Raw genomic sequence first — 16,957 nt, forward strand, 5'->3', positions numbered from 1 at the left:
AATCTGTGAACTCGTTCACATTTGCCGTGTCAGTGGGAGCGCATTATAGGGAGTTTTGTTTGCATGGCAAGCCTTAAAATACAAAAAACTTATCAAACGCTCATTATTTGAACTTTCCCGCATTCTCCCCCGTTGCCGTGAAACGGATAAACCCAGTAACCACGCGGCTTACAGCGGCAACAGGGCCAAATCCCCTGCGGCATAAAAAAGCGCGCGCGATATTCGTCATCGCCATTTTCCCTTCTCTCTTTCTTTAATTCCCTCACCCTGCGCCGTCGTAGATGGCGAATTAAGCGGCTGTATTGACTCATGACAAAGCGCCGCTGGCTAACTCCTTTCTATAATCAGGCCCGTTTCTACATGACTGGTGTGAATCTATGGCTTATCAACTGAACATCAACTGGCCCGAGTTTTTAGAGAAGTACTGGCAAAAGCAGCCGGTGGTATTAAAGAATGCTTTCCCGGACTTCGTCGATCCGATTACGCCGGATGAGCTGGCCGGTCTGGCCATGGAACCTGAAGTCGACAGTCGCCTGGTGAGCCTGGTTAACGATCGTTGGCAGGCCAGCAACGGGCCGTTTGAACATTTTGACGGTCTGGGTGAGAGCGGCTGGTCTCTGCTGGCACAGGCGGTAAACCACTGGCATATGCCGGCTGCCGAGTTGGTACGTCCCTTCCGCGTTCTGCCGGACTGGCGCCTTGACGATCTGATGATCTCCTTCTCCGTCCCCGGCGGCGGCGTTGGCCCGCATATCGACCAGTATGACGTCTTTATTATTCAGGGAATGGGCAGCCGTCGCTGGCGCGTGGGCGACAAGCTGCCAATGCGCCAGTTCTGTCCGCACCCGGCGCTGCTGCATGTCGATCCTTTCCCGCCAATCATTGATGAAGATCTGGCGCCAGGCGATATCCTCTATATCCCGCCTGGATTCCCGCACGATGGCGTTACCCACGAAACCGCGCTGAACTACTCCGTCGGCTTCCGTGGCCCTAATGGTCGCGATCTCATCAGCAGCTTTGCCGATTACGCGCTGGAAAACGATCTCGGCGGCGAGCACTACAGCGATCCGGACCTCACCTGTCGTGAGCATCCCGGCCGCGTGGAAGAGTATGAGCTCGAGCGTTTGCGGTCGATGATGATCGACATGATTAACCAGCCGGAAGACTTTAAGCAGTGGTTCGGCCGCTTTGCGACCACCCCGCGCCATGAGCTGGACATTGCCCCGGCCGAACCACCGTATACTGAAGAAGACGTTGTGGATGCGCTGACGGGGGGTGAAACGCTATGCCGCCTGAGCGGACTACGGGTTCTGCATATCGGCGACAGCTTCTTTGTCAACAGCGAGCAGCTGGAAACAACCGATGCGAATGCGCTGGACGCTCTGTGCCGGTACACCACCGTGGGTCAGGACGAGCTGGGCGATGCGCTACAGAATCCGGCATTTGTGGCGGAACTCGTCCGCCTGATCAATCAGGGCTACTGGTACTTCGAAGAGTAATCTCGCTGCCTCGCTCTGGTCTATCCGAAAGCCTGGTTTTGCCAGGCTTTCGCCGTTTACGGCATCTGTTTTGGCAAGGTCAGGATAAAGCGCGTTGAGCGGCTATCGGACTCCACCACCACGCTGCCGTGATGCGCGGCGACAATAGACTTCACGATCGCGAGGCCAATGCCGCTTCCCTCACCTTTATGCTGGCGGGAAGGATCGACGCGATAAAAACGGTCGAACAGCCGAGGTAAGTGCTCAGGCGCAATCGGTGTCCCTGGATTTTCCACCACCAGCTTCGCCTGCCCGGCGGTTTCACTGACCTGAATCGTCACCGCCTGCTGCCCCGGCGTGTAGCGGATTGCGTTCGACAACAGGTTGCTGATTGCCCGCCGTAGCATCAGCGGGTCGCCGTTCACCCAGCATCCATTTCCCGTAAAACGCAGCGTTACCTCTTTCTCCTCCGCCCAGGCTTCAAAGAAGTCGAACACTTTGTTGACCTCATCGGCCAGGTTCAGGGTTTTCTGCTCGGGGATCAGCTGATTATTGTCCGCCTGCGCCAGAAACAGCATGTCGCTCACCATCCGCGACATCCGCGAAAACTCCTCCAGACTGGAGTACAGCACATCTTCCAGCTCTTTCTGGCTGCGGGTCTGACTGAGGGCGATTTCCGTTTGCGTCACCAGGTTGGTAATCGGCGTGCGGATCTCATGGGCAATATCGGCAGAAAAGTTGGACTGGCGGGTGAAGACATCTTCAATACGTTCCAACATATGGTTAAACGAAATCACCAGCCGTTCCAGCTCCACCGGAACACTCCCGGGATTTAACCGTACGTCGAGATCTTTGGACGTGATGTTTTGAATCTGCCGGCTGACCTGGCGGATCGGTTTGTGGCCTTGATAAACCACGAACAGCACAATAAAGATGATAACAATGCTGATCACCGACGCTGCCGAAATCAGCTTCGCCTTCAGTTGGTTAATATAGTGCAGATGGAAATCAATCGATAACGCCATCAGCAGGTAATAAGCCGGTTTGCCCTCCGCCGATTTGCCGAGCGGCAGCATAATCAGCCGCCAGGCGCTGCTTTGCATCTGATGGTTATCATGCGTCATCGTCCGCGGATGCGGGTCGCTCCATGAGATCACTCTCCCGTCCTGCAGGCGGGCCACTAGCCCGGGGGTGCTCATGATCTGGCTCAGATCCGGGCCATTCGGCGACTGGAAAAGCGTCTGTCCATTGGCATCATCGAGACAGATAAAGACGTTGGCGTAGCCATCAATGACGTTTTTAACGATGTCCAGGCGCTGGGCCTGCGGATAGTCGCCGTGGTTTAGCACCGTTTCAAGCGTTGTCGCGAGTTGCTTTAAGTCGTGAACATCGCGCTCCTCAAAGTGCGCTTTCACCGAATGGATCATTATCCAGGTAAAGGCAAAGAACGCCACGATAGTGGCCAGGCTGATAAAGAAAGTCAGCCGCGAAGCCAGCGAAAAGGGCCGCGGAAACCACTTACTCAACATCCGGTACCTCAAGCATATAGCCCACGCCACGCACGGTCTGGATAAGCTTCGGTTCAAAGTCATTATCGATTTTGGCCCGCAGCCGTTTGACCGCCACGTCGATGGCATTGGTATCGCTATCAAAGTTCATATCCCAGACCTGGGACGCAATCAGCGAGCGGGGCAGCACTTCTCCCTGGTGGCGCAGAAAGAACTCCAGCAGCGTGAACTCTTTGCTGGTCAGGGTGATACGCGTTCCGCCGCGGGTCACTTTACGGCTCACCAGGTCGACGAACAGATCCGCCGCCTGAAACTGGCTTTCAACCATGGTCGATGCGCCGCGGCGCAGCAAAGTTCTGACCCGCGCCAGCAGCTCGGCAAAGGCAAAGGGCTTCACCAGATAGTCGTCCGCGCCCAGCTCCAGCCCCTTTACCCGATGTTCAACGCTGCCCAGAGCCGTCAGCAGCAGAACGGGCACTCCTTTATTGGCGGCGCGCAGCATTCTGACAATATCCCAGCCGTTCACATCAGGCAGCATGATATCGAGAATCAGCAGGTCATAATCGCCGGTCATCGCCAGGTGATAGCCGTTCAGACCGTTATCGGCCAGATCAACGACAAAACCGGACTCCGTCAGCCCTTTAGTCAGGTACTCCCCGGTTTTTTTCTCATCTTCGACGATCAAAATCTTCATGACATGCTCCTTCACGCGCCTTTTGTGCGGGTTTCCAATTTTAGTGGAGCCAAACCGGATAGCAATGAATTCTCAGGAAAATGACAGCTTTGTCATTTGCCTGTCACGCATCGAACAGAGGCCGTTTTGTACAGTACCCGTCATTCATTCGTCGCCGAAAACGTCCTGCCCTATGCGTAAATTAAAGCTCATCATGCTCAGCATGACTTTTGTTCTGACCGGCTGCCTCTCTTTAGCACCGGAGTACCAGCAGCCGGCCTCGCCGGTGCCGCAGCAGTTCTCACTCAGCCAGAACAAGCTGGTCACGATGCCGGCAAATTATCAGGAGAGCGGCTGGCGGACGTTTTTCGTTGACCCACAGGTGAAATCGCTGATTGGCGAAGCGCTGCTGAACAACCGGGATTTGCGCATGGCGACGCTCAAAGTTCAGGAGGCAAGAGCGCAATATGGCGTCACTGATGCCGATCGCTACCCGCAGCTTGATAGCGCAGCCAGCACCACCTGGAGCGGCAAACTCAAAGGTGACACCACCACCGCCAGCGACTATCAGGCCGGGCTAAACCTCAGCTTTGATCTCGATTTCTTCGGCCGTCTGAAAAACTTAAGCGAGGCGGACAGGCAAAACTATTTCGCCAGCGAGGAAGCCCGCCGGGCGGTCCATATCTTATTAATCTCGAACGTCTCACAGAGCTATTTCAACCAGCGCCTGGCCTGGGCTCAGCTGCAGGTGGCGAAGGAGACATTGCAGAACTATCAGCGTTCCTACGCCTTTGTCGAGAAACAGCTGCTGACCGGCAGCACCAATGTCCTGGCGCTGGAGCAGGCCCGCGGGGTGATCGAAAGTACCCGTGCCGATATTGCCAAACGTGAAGGCGAACTGGCGCAGGCCAACAACGCCCTGCAGCTGCTGCTGGGCAGCTACCAGCATCTGCCTGATGACGCGGCCAGCAGCCTCCTTGATATCAACGGTGTCGCCTTGCCGCCGGCGCTCTCCTCACAGATCCTGCTGCAGCGCCCGGATATTTTAGAAGCCGAGCACGGTTTACGGGCCGCGAACGCCAATATCGGCGCCGCGCGCGCGGCCTTTTTCCCGTCGATAACCTTAACCAGCTCGCTGTCCGGCAGCAGCGCGGATTTGTCCCGCTTGTTTAACCCCGCCAGCGGGATGTGGAATTTCGTCCCCAAAATCGAACTGCCGATTTTTAATGCCGGGCGCAATCAGACCAACCTCGATTTAGCAGAAATCCGCCAGCAGCAGTCGGTGGTGAATTATGAGCAAAAAATTCAGGCCGCCTTCAAAGAGGTCGCCGATGCGCTGGCCCTGCGCCAGAGCCTGGCTGACCAAATCAGCGCTCAGCAACGCTACCTCGCTTCGCTGCAGACGACCCAGCAGCGTGCCAGAGCGCTCTATCAGCACGGCGCGGTGAGCTATATCGAAGTGCTGGATGCCGAGCGTTCGCTGTTCACCACGCAACAAACCCTGCTGGACCTCAACTACGCCCGTCAGGTCAACGAAATCAAGCTATTCACCGCCCTCGGTGGCGGCTGGGTGGAATAAATCCTCATTTACTTTCAGGAGCATGCATGATGAATCACCTTACTAAAACCCTCATTTTCGGCCTTCTTTCTACGGTGATGTTCGGCGCGCAGGCCAGCGAACATCAGCATGGCGAAATGATGAACCCCGCGCCCGCCGCGCAACAAACGCCGGCTATCAGTGCCACCGGCGAGGTTAAATCCATTGATATGGAAAGCAAAAAGGTCACCATCGCCCATGATGCGATTCCGGCGGTGAACTGGCCGCCGATGACCATGCGTTTCACCTTTACCCCGCAAACGCCGCTCAACGACATTAAAGCCGGCAGCAAAGTGGCCTTTACCTTTATTCAGCAGGGCAATCTGTCCTTATTACAGGATATCCATCTCGCACAGTAACGCCCACGGAGATAGTTTCCCAATAACACCGGAATGGACACAAATATGGCCTCGTTAACCCTCAAAAACAGCGCGCTGATTATCGGCAGTATGCTTATTGGCGGCATGATCTCCGCAAGCCTGTACGCCTGGTTCTCGCCCCCAACCGCCGCGAACAGCGCGGCAGCGACCGGCACAAAAGAGGCCCGTAAAGTGCTGTTCTGGTATGACCCGATGTACCCTAATACGCGCTTTGATAAACCGGGAAAATCCCCGTTTATGGATATGGACCTGGTAGCAAAGTATGCCGACGAAGGGGGAGCCTCCCCTTCCACACCCGGCGTGCGTATCGATCCCACGCAGACGCAAAACCTGGGGCTGAAAACCGAACCCGTTCGCCGTGGCCCGCTGCATTTCGAGCAGCTGCTGCCGGCGAGCGTCAGTTTTAACGAATACCAGTTTGTGATTGTGCAGGCGCGCTCGGCGGGATTTATCGAGAAGGTCTATCCCCTGACCGTCGGCGATAAAATTCGCCAGGGCACGCCGCTGGTCGATCTGACCATTCCGGACTGGGTCGAAGCCCAGAGCGAATATCTGCTGCTGCGGGATACCGGCGGAACCGCCACCCAGGTGGAGGGGATCCTCGAGCGTCTGCGCCTCGCCGGCATGCCGGAAGAGGATATTCGCCGCTTAAAAGCGACGCGCAAAATTCAGACCCGCTTCACCCTCAAAGCGCCGATCGATGGCGTCATTACCGCCTTTGATTTACGCAGCGGGATGAACATCACCAAAGATAACGTGGTGGCGAAAATTCAGGGAATGGATCCGGTGTGGATCAGCGCCGCGGTGCCGGAATCTATTGCCTGGCTGCTTAAAGAGAGCTCGCAGTTTACGATTTCCGTTCCGGCCTGGCCGGGGAAAACCTTCACCATCAGCAAATGGACGATTTTGCCCAGCGCAGATGCCACGACCCGCACGCTACAGCTACGCCTGCAGGTGGATAATCCCGATGAGATGCTCAAACCGGGAATGAACGCCTGGCTCCGGCTGAACACCCAAAGCCAGCCGATGCTATTGATCCCCTCAAAAGCCCTGATCGATACCGGCACGGAGCAGCGGGTGATCACGGTTGACAACGACGGGCGCTTTATCCCGAAACGTATCGACGTGTTCCAGCAATCCGGCGGCCTCACGGCGGTCAGCGCCGGCCTCAGCGAAGGCGAAAAGGTGGTCTCCAGCGGCCTGTTCCTGATCGATTCGGAAGCCAATATTTCCGGCGCTCTGGACAGGATGCGCGCGCAGACGCCTGCCGCGCTGCCGACACCCGCGGCGCACGCCCACTAAGGAGATGGCAAATGATTGAATGGATAATCCGTCGCTCGGTGGCCAACCGCTTTCTGGTGATGATGGGCGCGCTGTTTCTCAGCCTCTGGGGCGCGTGGACGATAGTCCATACGCCGGTCGATGCGCTGCCGGATCTCTCGGATGTGCAGGTTATCGTTAAAACCAGCTATCCGGGGCAGGCGCCGCAAATCGTCGAAAATCAGGTCACCTGGCCGCTGACCACCACCATGCTGTCGGTACCGGGAGCCAAAACGGTACGCGGCTTCTCGCAGTTTGGCGACTCCTATGTGTACGTCATTTTTGAGGATGGTACCGACCCCTACTGGGCGCGCTCCCGGGTACTGGAATATCTCAACCAGGTGCAGGGTAAACTGCCGGCGGGCGTCAGCGCCGAAATGGGACCGGATGCAACCGGCGTGGGCTGGATCTTCGAATATGCGCTGGTCGATCGCAGCGGTAAACACGATCTCGCCGAACTGCGCTCGCTGCAGGACTGGTTTTTAAAATACGAGCTGAAAACCATCCCCAATGTCTCGGAAGTGGCATCGGTCGGCGGCGTGGTCAAAGAGTATCAGATTGTTGTCGACCCGCAGAAACTGACCCAGTATGGCATCAGCCTGTCGGCGGTGAAATCCGCGCTGGACGCCTCCAACCAGGAGGCGGGCGGTTCGTCCGTCGAGCTGTCGGAAGCTGAGTATATGGTGCGCGCCAGCGGCTACCTGCAGACGCTGGATGACTTCAATAATATCGTGTTGAAAACCGGCGACAACGGCGTGCCGGTCTTTCTACGCGATGTGGCGCGGGTGCAAACAGGTCCGGAAATGCGCCGCGGTATCGCCGAACTGAACGGCGAAGGCGAAGTGGCCGGCGGCGTGGTGATCCTGCGATCCGGCAAAAACGCCCGCGAAGTGATTTCCGCCGTTAAACACAAGCTCGAGACCCTGAAAAGCAGTCTGCCGGAAGGGGTGGAAATCGTGACGACCTACGATCGCAGCCAGCTGATCGACCGGGCGATCGACAACCTCAGCTATAAGTTGCTGGAGGAGTTTATCGTCGTGGCGCTGGTCTGCGCGCTGTTCCTGTGGCACATCCGCTCCGCTCTGGTGGCGATTATCTCGCTGCCGCTTGGGCTCTGTATCGCCTTTATCGTCATGCATTTTCAGGGGCTGAACGCCAATATCATGTCGCTGGGCGGTATCGCCATTGCCGTAGGGGCGATGGTTGACGCCGCCATCGTGATGATCGAAAACGCCCATAAGCGGCTGGAAGAGTGGGAGCACCACCACCCGGGGCAGAAACTGACCAACGACACGCGCTGGAAAATTATCACCGATGCCTCGGTGGAGGTCGGCCCGGCGCTGTTTATCAGCCTGCTGATTATCACCCTGTCGTTTATCCCGATTTTTACCCTCGAAGGGCAAGAGGGGAAGCTGTTTGGCCCCCTCGCCTTTACCAAAACCTGGTCGATGGCGGGCGCGGCGCTGCTGGCGATCGTGGTGATCCCGATCCTGATGGGCTTCTGGATCCGCGGCAAGATCCCGGCGGAAACCAGTAATCCGCTCAACCGCTTTTTGATCCGCATTTACCATCCGCTGTTGCTGAAGGTTCTGCACTGGCCGAAAACCACCCTGCTGGTCGCCCTGCTGTCGATCCTGACGATTATCTGGCCGCTTAGTCGGGTCGGCGGCGAGTTCTTACCGCAGATCAACGAAGGCGATCTGCTGTATATGCCCTCGACGCTGCCGGGGATCTCAGCTGCGCAGGCGGCGGATATGCTGCAAAAGACCGATAAGCTGATCATGACCGTGCCGGAAGTGGCCCGCGTGTTTGGCAAGACCGGTAAGGCAGAAACCGCCACCGACTCCGCGCCGCTGGAAATGGTCGAAACCACCATTCAGCTCAAGCCGCAGGCGCAGTGGCGAGCGGGGATGACCATGGAGAAAATTATCGAGGAGCTGGATAAGACCGTGCGCCTGCCGGGACTGGCCAATCTGTGGGTACCGCCGATTCGTAACCGCATCGATATGCTCTCCACCGGGATCAAAAGCCCGATCGGCATTAAGGTTTCCGGCACGGTACTCTCCGATATCGACGAGGTCGCAGAACGGATCGAAGTGGTCGCCCGAACCGTACCGGGCGTCACCTCGGCGCTGGCAGAACGCCTGGTGGGCGGGCGCTATCTTAATATCGCTATCAACCGCGAAAAAGCGGCCCGCTATGGCATGACCGTAGGCGACGTTCAGCTGTTTGTGTCGTCGGCCATCGGCGGCGCCATGGTGGGCGAAACGGTAGAAGGCGTCGAGCGCTATCCGATCAACATCCGCTACCCGCAAAGCTATCGCGACAGCCCGGAAGCCCTGCGCCAGCTGCCAGTCCTGACCCCGATGAAACAGCAAATCACCCTCGGCGACGTCGCCGAAGTGAAGGTGGTGACCGGTCCTTCGATGCTGAAAACCGAGAATGCCCGCCCGGCCAGTTGGATCTACATCGACGCCCGCGATCGCGACATGGTCTCCGTGGTTCACGACCTGCAAAAAACCATCGCCGAACAGGTGCAGATGAAACCGGGGATCAGCGTCTCGTACTCCGGACAGTTTGAGTTGCTCGAACGCGCCAATCAGAAGCTGAAGCTGATGGTGCCGATGACGCTGATGATCATCTTCGTCCTGCTCTACCTGGCGTTCCGCCGCTTTGGCGAGGCACTGCTGATCATTACCAGCGTACCGTTCGCCCTCGTTGGCGGTATCTGGTTCCTGTACGGGATGGGGTTCCATCTGTCGGTTGCCACCGGCACCGGGTTTATTGCGCTGGCCGGGGTGGCGGCGGAGTTTGGCGTGGTGATGCTGATGTACCTGCGTCACGCGATTGAAGCTCACCCGTCGCTGGAAAATCCGCAGACCTTTAGCGTCGAAAAGCTCGACGAGGCGCTGTACCAGGGGGCGGTGCTGCGCGTGCGGCCAAAGGCGATGACCGTGGCGGTGATTATCGCCGGCCTGCTGCCCATCTTATGGGGCACCGGCGCGGGATCGGAGGTGATGAGCCGCATCGCCGCCCCGATGATCGGCGGGATGATCACCGCCCCGCTGCTGTCGCTGTTTATCATCCCGGCAGCGTATAAGCTGATGTGGCTGTACCGGCACCGGCAGACGCGGAAAGTGGCATCCTGATCCACCTCAGCGAAAGGGGCGATTGTCGCTCCTTTCGCTTGTTCACCGCGCGATTAGCGGCCCAGCCGTTTTTCATACTGCGCCTGGAACTGCGGCGCATTCCACGAACCGTCAAACAGGGTGTAGGTGATATAGCCCTTATTCAACCAGCCGCTGTCGGTGTCCGCCGTCGTTGGCGTCAGCGATGCCGGATTCATGCCCTGCTTCGCCGTGCCGTCGGCCTGCAGCTCATAGCTAATCTGCGGAACAGGAAACTGCTCATTGTCGATGTAATGGACGCCTTTAATCTCCGTTGCCGGCAGCGGCGGGTAGTTGATACTCAGCCCCGACCCTTTGGGTAATAAGGCGGTCCCCGGCTCGCGGGTGGCGTTCAGCTTATCCACCACGGTCACGACGTAATCCACCGAATCAGGCCAGTATTTATGCGTGCTCGGCCATTTGTTTTTCATCTCCTGTTCCGTGAAGCGATAGCCGATGCTGGCGGCGATCGCCGGGAAACCGTAGCGCAGCGCGCGGGCCGCAGCGCTGACGGTCCCCGAATTCACCTGCGCCATGCCGGTATTGGGACCATCATTCACCCCAGAAATGACCAGGTCCGGCGCCGCCTCTTTCATCAGACCCCACAGGCCAAAATCCACGGCATCCGCCGGCGTGCCCGGGAAGCAGTAGCGCTTGTCAGCCACTTTCTTAACATCGAACGTTTTACCCGGTTTGAAGGTTATCGCTGAGCCGATGCCGCTCTGGTTGGTGTCGGGCGCCACCATCCACACGTCATACCCTTTGGCGGCCAGCTTTTCCTGCAACGACGTGGTGCCAACCGACTGGCAGCCATCGTCGTTAACCAGCAGGATTCTGAGCGGTTTTTCCGCCGCCTGAGTCGAGGCGGTCAGTATGGTGAGCAGCGCAGCGGCGAGGATGTTGATTTTCACGATAACTCCTTAGTCAGTATCAAGATATTTGTCTGGCGCAAAAAAAAACCTAAGAGAGCTGCACGCAAATTGACTTGCGCCAGCTCTCTTAGGTTTTGCCGTTATTCCGTTACAATCCCAGGACAAGGGGAAAATACCCCGTATCGACAGGATAATCCAGAGGCAGCAGGTTTATTATGTGACTACGATCAATAACGCCAGACTATTTATGCTAAAAATAAAGGCTGCGAAATGATATTTAACCTGAATCTTAACACCTAATTCTTACGAATTTACCATGTCACTCTTCAACGATATTCCGGAGATTGAAATGTTATTGGTAACAATCCACAGGGCATGCGAACGATCACATTTATTAATATAAAAACAAATTCCGCCTGTTTTTCCACCGCTAACATGATAAGGTCGACGGTAGTGGATTGTTACTGTTTCCAACACAGGCAAAACCTACGTCAGATACTCCGGCGGCATCATAAAACATGCCCATCCCGAGTCACTGACGTAGGTTTTTTTTTGGCTTTCACATAATAAACAGGAGAACAATATGAATAAATGGCTAACCGCAATCATCATGTTCGCCAGCGCCGCAACCTGTTCAGCAGCGGAAATGAAAGACGATGGCAGCATTAATATCTATTTTGCCCGACACGGGAAAACGCTATTAAATACCTTCGACCGCGTGCAGGGATGGGCCGATTCTCCGCTGACTGAAGACGGTATCCGCGTCGCCCGTTATCTCGGCGAAGGTTTAAAAGGGGTGAAGTTCGACCGCTTTTATTCCAGCGATGCCGGGCGACAGCGGGAAACCCTGGCGGTGATTCTGAAGCAGGCCGGGATCGCCCATTATCACCCGATCGAGCTGCCAGGCCTACGCGAAGCCTTTTTTGGCAGCTTTGAAGGCGGCTTCAACAAGGATATGGCCGCGGCTGGCGCCAAACAGCTGGGGTTAAAAGACAGCGCCGCGCTGTTCAGCAAAATGAAGGCAGGCGCTCTGCCGGTGGCTGAAAGCCAGAACGCACTGGCCGCAGCCGACCCGCTGGGCATGGCGGAAAATTATCAGCAGGTGAAGAGCCGTACTCAGGCAGCGTTGCATACCCTCGTTGAAGATGCCGAGGCCCATGGCGACAAAAATATCCTCGCCATTTCGTCCGGCACGGCGATGCAAATTATGATTTCCGACCTCACCGCCGACACGGCGAAAGATAAACCGCTGGCCAACGCCGCGGTGGTGAAAATTGTCTATAAAAATGGCACATATTCGGTTCCAGAAATCGGCACAATGAAATATGTCGAAGCCGGCAAGCAGGCCCTCAATAACAATAACTGATCGCTTAATTATATTATTGCAGATAACTGCTGACGCCAGCCCCGGCTGGCTCGCAGCATATCGCCTCGGGGTTTATAATGAAAAACAATATTATTACTATGCTGCTGCTGACGCTTCCTGCCTACGCCTGGTCAGCGAATGACGTTGCGCAAGCGGATATGATTGATACGGTATTTGCCGATCCTTTTTTTAGCCAGTCACATATGACGCTATCGCTTAAAAACTACTGGAAATACCTTAAGGAAGAGGAGACAGAACCCAAAAAAGTGCACAACGCCTGGGGCCAGGGTGTTGCCGTGGATTACCAGTCAGGTTATTTCGCCGATATCATTGGCTTCGATGCAACTTATTACGGTGCTATCAAGCTGGGCGCCAGCGATTATTTTAACTCGCGCGGCGTGCTCTATAATAACGGGAGCGGTAATAAAAAGAGCAATGCCGAGGGGTTTTCCAAGTTTGGTCAGCGCAACATGAAGCTGAAATATCAACTCGCCGATCTCAATCTGAACGCCCGCTGGGGCTGGCAGATGATGAAAAACACTGGCGTGATCTCCACCTCTACCCGGCTGTCGCCCACCACCTATCTCGGCTGGACCGGCGGCGTCAACTACGGTGACGTGACCCTGCGCGGCGCCTATATCGACAGTTCGATGGACCGTAACTCGCCGGATAAGAAGCGCTTCCAGACCAACACCGGACGGTATCTCAACCATATCGCCAGCGGCGATCTACTGTGGCAGAGCGAACGGCTGAATTTACAGTACGGCTATGGTGAAAGCGATAACTACCTGCGCCGCCATGTGCTGTTCACGCAATTCAAACCGCTGAAGCAGCTGAATATCGGTACGCAGATTTATGCCACTCACGCTCTGGATGAATATCAAGCGATGCCGGCCAATAAACGCGATTTCGACAGCGATGCCCGACATTATGCGATTGATGTCAAATGGCAGGCGGACAACTGGAGCACCAGGTGGGGACTGGGCTATACCGATGCCGAAAAAGCCCACGAAATCGGCTTTTTCCCCCGGCATATGAGCAAAAACTCACGCGGCACCTTTATTTCGATGGCCTACGCCGGCAGCGACTACCTGCGTGACGGGGAGCTGGTGCTGGCGAATATTTCAGACTACAACCTGACGCCAGAGCTGGCGATAGGCCTGGCGGGCAACATTGCGCAGTTTAACTACAAGGGCAACCACGTGCGCACGGGCGAAATCAACGCTTTTAGCCGCTGGGTGCCAACGCATCCGCAGCTAAAAAACCTGACCGTCTGGGCGATGTTCGGGCCTGGATGGTCCTATCGCATGAACGGAAAAACGCCGGTGCTGAACGATGGACGCTATATCCGGGCCAACTCCCTCTCTTCCGAGGTCATCATCGAGTATCGCTTTGCTCTGTTCTGATATCTTGCCGCGGCACGCGGTGATACCGGCAATCAGGCGAAACAGCACGCTCAGCGCTCGTAAAATAGCCGTACGTCGGTAAACTGCCGGGAACCCGTTATCGCGTATCTTTTCGTGAAACAATAGAACAACGGCGCGTCAGGCTCTCCCTGTGGTAGCCTGCGCCCCGCCACTCTGCCCACCGATTGCCGAGGGATTGCTTTGCAAACCATTCGTACCGTGCCGTTACCCGATGAAAGCCGGATCGTGAACCTCTTCCCTTCCCCCGAGCTTGCGGATGCTTTCGCCATCACCCTGCCTCCTGATGCGCCTGCTGATATCAATACTCTGGCTCAACAGGTACTGGCGAGGCCGCCGCGCTGGTTCAAATGGCTGCTGGCCTGTCGGGATCTTATGGTCAGGCCCTTCGGGATCCAGTCCTCCGCTCAGATGCGCGCAAAACTGGTCGCAGAGGGCACTCCGCATATCGATTTTTTCCCGGTACTCGCGGTCGAGGCCAACGAGCTGATCATCGGCGCCAATGACAGCCATCTCGATTTCAGGATTGCCGTGGTGCATCGTCAGCGTCGCGAGACGCCGACCAATCAAAAAGAGGTGGTGCTGGCTTCCGTGGTGCACTGCCATAACCGAACCGGGAAACTTTATATCACGTTGATTGCCCCGTTCCACCGCCTGGTGGTGCGCGCCATGCTCAAAAGAGCGGCGGCAAGGGGCTGGCGATAACCGCGCCCAGGGTCTGCGGCGCGGTGAATCTGCGCTGGCGACGAGAAGCGCGGCCCGCTCACTATTCCGTGGGCAATACGCCTCCTTTAGCCCAGTGCGTTTTGGGTATTTCGACAATGACCACATCCACGCTCTCCGGTTTGCATTTCAGCGTTTCAACCGCGACCCGGGTCGCTTCACGGGCAAAATCGCGCTTTTGTTCAGGCGTGCGGCCCGGCTGTAATTCTAAACGTAAAACAGGCATATTTTTCTCTCCGCTTGAGACCCCGTCTGGGGTCGATGAGTGAATCTTTGCCGAAAGGTGAGGACGAATAAATGGGTGTCAGGTTGAGTGAATCAGAACCTACAGGTTGTTAATCATGGATAAACTTGCCGGAATGGAGATGTTTGTCAGGGTTGTCGAGTGCGGCAGCTTTGCCTCAGCGGCCGATGTCAGCGACGTATCGGCCACCATGGTGGCCAAACAGATCCGGGCGATTGAGCAACGGCTTGGCGCACGTTTGCTGCACCGCACCACGCGTCGCCAACAGTTAACCGAGGTCGGACAGCTCTACTATGAGCGCTGTCGCCGAGTGCTGGCAGAATTTTCTCTCGCCGAAAATAGCGCCACGGAGCTGCAATCGACAGCCAAAGGGCTGGTCCATATGGTGGCGCCGGTCAGCTTCGGCTGTCAGATACTGGTCCCGGCGTTGAGCGTTTACATGGCGCAAAACCCGGAGGTCAACGTCATGCTGACGCTGGATAACCAAACGCCAAACTTGAGTAGCGGGAATGCGGAGTTAGGTATTCATATTGGTGAGATTCACCAGACGGATATCGTTGCCCGGCCGCTGCACGCCTACCGGCGGATCCTTGCCGCCTCTCCCGACTACCTCCGTCAGCACGGGACGCCGACGCATCCGGATCAGCTGAGTCACTTTAGCTGTCTGGGGATGTCCTACTGGATACATCAGGATCGCTGGGAACTGATGGGGCCCAATGGCGAGATCGTTAAAGCGGTAGTGAAAGGTCGGTTTATGTCTAACCAGGGCCATGCGCTGAGGATTGCCGCACTGAACGGCTGCGGCATCGTGCTGCAACCGGAATCGCTGCTGAAGGAAGATATCGCCGAGGGACGCCTGGTGCCGGTGCTACCCGAGTGGTCCTATAAGCCAACGCCGATGTATCTTATTTATCAACAGGATACCCGCCCATCAGCCAAGCTGCGCAGCGTAATTGATTTTCTGATACAGCGCTTTGGCGCGCAGCAATAACGGATGAAACGATTTCACACCGATGTCTGGGCCGCCCCGGGGTCAACACGCCCGTTTTGACGACGGCACAAAACACGCTGCCGGGGGCCTGCTGAGGCCTCCGGCAAACAGATTTATTGCGACTTCTTCTCCAGCGCCTCCCACAGCCCCAGCAGATAGGTTACCCCCAGCGCGCGATCGTAAAGACCGTATCCGGGACGCCCGGTTTCGCCCCAGATAAACCGGCCGTGATCCGGGCGGATATAGCCGTCAAAGCCATTATCATGGAGGGCCTGCATGACGCGATACATATCCAGCGAGCCATACTGCGACGGATGAGCGGATTCGTAGAAATCTTTATCTTTAATCAGCTTAATGTTGCGTACGTGGGCAAAATGGATACGCTTACGACGCGTGAATTCGGCAAGAATTTCATAGACGTTATTATCCGGATCTTCCGCAATCGACCCGGTGCACAGCGTGATGCCATTCGCCGGTGAATCCACGGCATCGCAAATCTTCGCCAGGTCATCCCGATTTTTCACCACCCGCGGGAGGCCAAAAATAGAGTACGGCGGATCGTCCGGGTGAATCGCCATTTTCACCCCCACTTCCTCGCACACCGGGATAATTTCTCTGAGGAAATAAAACAGATTTTCCCGCAGCTTAGTATCATCGACTCCGCGATAGCGGGCGAACAGCTCCTGCACTTTAGCCAGCCGCTCGGGCTCCCATCCCGGTAATGCAAAACCGTTGGCGTTATCGAGAACCTCTTTAACGACCTCTTCCAGACTCTTATCGATGCCGCTTTTTTCGAAGGCCATCGTCAGCGAACCGTCCGGCAGGACGTAGTTCATGTCGGTCTTCATCCAGTCGAAGACCGGCATGAAGTTATAACAGATGACCTTGACGCCAAAGCCCGCCAGATTACGGATCGTCTGTTTATAGTTTTCGATATAGCGATCGCGTGCCGGGGTGCCTATTTTGATGTCATCGTGAATGTTAACGCTTTCAATCACTTCCATTGTCAGGCCCGCGGCATGGACCTGGTCAACCAGAGCTTTAATTTTTTCGACTGGCCAGACTTCTCCGGGAGCAACGTCATACAGTGCCCCGACAACACCTTCCACACCCGGCACCTGCCGGATATATTCCAGTGGGATTTTGTCTTCCTGTGGCCCAAACCAGCGCATTGTCATCTGCATTTTTTATCCGCCTTAATCGTTGCTGCTATG

Annotated in this window: 14 protein-coding genes; 9 read left to right on the top strand and 5 right to left on the bottom strand. The window is 56.3% G+C overall.

Translation table 11 applies throughout. From position 1 onward, the window contains the following. Positions 1-377: 377 nt before the first annotated feature. A complete protein-coding gene (locus tag GRPL_RS23800) occupies positions 378-1,499 on the top strand; it encodes a ribosomal protein uL16 3-hydroxylase (protein WP_032689662.1) in 1,122 nt (373 codons plus the stop codon). Between the two features lie 56 nt (positions 1,500-1,555). Here GRPL_RS23800 and GRPL_RS23795 read toward each other — a convergent pair whose 3' ends face one another. After that, positions 1,556-3,007, bottom strand: coding sequence for a Cu(+)/Ag(+) sensor histidine kinase (locus GRPL_RS23795; RefSeq protein ID WP_032698250.1), 1,452 nt, complete (start codon positions 3,005-3,007; stop codon positions 1,556-1,558). Beyond that, positions 2,997-3,680 carry a copper/silver response regulator transcription factor gene (locus tag GRPL_RS23790; protein WP_032689664.1) on the bottom strand — a complete coding sequence of 228 codons (684 nt, stop codon included), beginning with the start codon at positions 3,678-3,680 and terminating at the stop codon, positions 2,997-2,999. Before GRPL_RS23790 ends, GRPL_RS23795 begins: the two co-directional genes overlap by 11 nt. Before the next feature lie 172 nt (positions 3,681-3,852). Between GRPL_RS23790 and GRPL_RS23785 the strand changes: the two genes are divergently transcribed. The 4 genes from GRPL_RS23785 to GRPL_RS23770 are packed head-to-tail and all read left to right on the top strand — an operon-like array spanning position 3,853 to position 10,105. After that, positions 3,853-5,238: an efflux transporter outer membrane subunit gene (locus GRPL_RS23785; RefSeq protein ID WP_032698252.1), complete on the top strand. Its 1,386-nt coding sequence runs from the start codon at positions 3,853-3,855 to the stop codon at positions 5,236-5,238. A 29-nt stretch (positions 5,239-5,267) separates the two neighbouring features. Then, positions 5,268-5,615, top strand: a complete 348-nt coding sequence (gene cusF / locus GRPL_RS23780) for a cation efflux system protein CusF (RefSeq protein ID WP_032698007.1) — start codon at positions 5,268-5,270, stop codon at positions 5,613-5,615. A gap of 45 nt (positions 5,616-5,660) precedes the next feature. Next, positions 5,661-6,938 (top strand): efflux RND transporter periplasmic adaptor subunit, encoded by a 1,278-nt coding sequence (locus GRPL_RS23775; RefSeq protein WP_032689666.1) that lies wholly within the window; start codon positions 5,661-5,663, stop codon positions 6,936-6,938. An 11-nt stretch (positions 6,939-6,949) separates the two neighbouring features. Further along, positions 6,950-10,105 carry a CusA/CzcA family heavy metal efflux RND transporter gene (locus GRPL_RS23770; protein WP_032698253.1) on the top strand — a complete coding sequence of 1,052 codons (3,156 nt, stop codon included), beginning with the start codon at positions 6,950-6,952 and terminating at the stop codon, positions 10,103-10,105. Between the two features lie 53 nt (positions 10,106-10,158). Here the strand turns inward: GRPL_RS23770 and surE are convergent, their stop codons facing one another. Beyond that, positions 10,159-11,034: a 5'/3'-nucleotidase SurE gene (surE, locus tag GRPL_RS23765; RefSeq protein ID WP_032697974.1), complete on the bottom strand. Its 876-nt coding sequence runs from the start codon at positions 11,032-11,034 to the stop codon at positions 10,159-10,161. A gap of 544 nt (positions 11,035-11,578) precedes the next feature. Here surE and GRPL_RS23760 point away from each other — a divergent pair. The 3 genes from GRPL_RS23760 to GRPL_RS23750 all read left to right on the top strand — a co-directional run bounded on the left by GRPL_RS23760 (position 11,579) and on the right by GRPL_RS23750 (position 14,490). Then, positions 11,579-12,361 (top strand): histidine phosphatase family protein, encoded by a 783-nt coding sequence (locus GRPL_RS23760; protein ID WP_032698254.1) that lies wholly within the window; start codon positions 11,579-11,581, stop codon positions 12,359-12,361. Between the two features lie 77 nt (positions 12,362-12,438). Further along, on the top strand, positions 12,439-13,767 hold the full coding sequence (locus GRPL_RS23755) for an OprD family outer membrane porin (protein WP_032698256.1): 1,329 nt from the start codon (positions 12,439-12,441) through the stop codon (positions 13,765-13,767). 201 nt (positions 13,768-13,968) lie between these two features. Further along, entirely contained in the window at positions 13,969-14,490 is a 522-nt protein-coding gene (locus GRPL_RS23750; protein WP_032698257.1) for a DUF2867 domain-containing protein, read from the top strand. A gap of 61 nt (positions 14,491-14,551) precedes the next feature. On the opposite strand, the gene GRPL_RS23745 is transcribed toward GRPL_RS23750, so the two are convergent. After that, positions 14,552-14,734: a 4-oxalocrotonate tautomerase gene (locus GRPL_RS23745; RefSeq protein WP_032689671.1), complete on the bottom strand. Its 183-nt coding sequence runs from the start codon at positions 14,732-14,734 to the stop codon at positions 14,552-14,554. A gap of 115 nt (positions 14,735-14,849) precedes the next feature. Here GRPL_RS23745 and GRPL_RS23740 point away from each other — a divergent pair, with 115 nt between their 5' ends. Beyond that, positions 14,850-15,743 (top strand): LysR family transcriptional regulator, encoded by an 894-nt coding sequence (locus GRPL_RS23740; RefSeq protein ID WP_032698258.1) that lies wholly within the window; start codon positions 14,850-14,852, stop codon positions 15,741-15,743. A gap of 113 nt (positions 15,744-15,856) precedes the next feature. On the opposite strand, the gene uxuA is transcribed toward GRPL_RS23740, so the two are convergent. Further along, positions 15,857-16,927 (bottom strand): mannonate dehydratase, encoded by a 1,071-nt coding sequence (uxuA, locus tag GRPL_RS23735; RefSeq protein WP_032689673.1) that lies wholly within the window; start codon positions 16,925-16,927, stop codon positions 15,857-15,859. Between the last annotated feature and the right edge of the window lie 30 nt (positions 16,928-16,957).

The sequence above is a fragment of the Klebsiella planticola ATCC 33531 genome, assembly GCF_000735435.1.
Classification (GTDB): Bacteria; Pseudomonadota; Gammaproteobacteria; order Enterobacterales; family Enterobacteriaceae; genus Klebsiella; species Klebsiella planticola.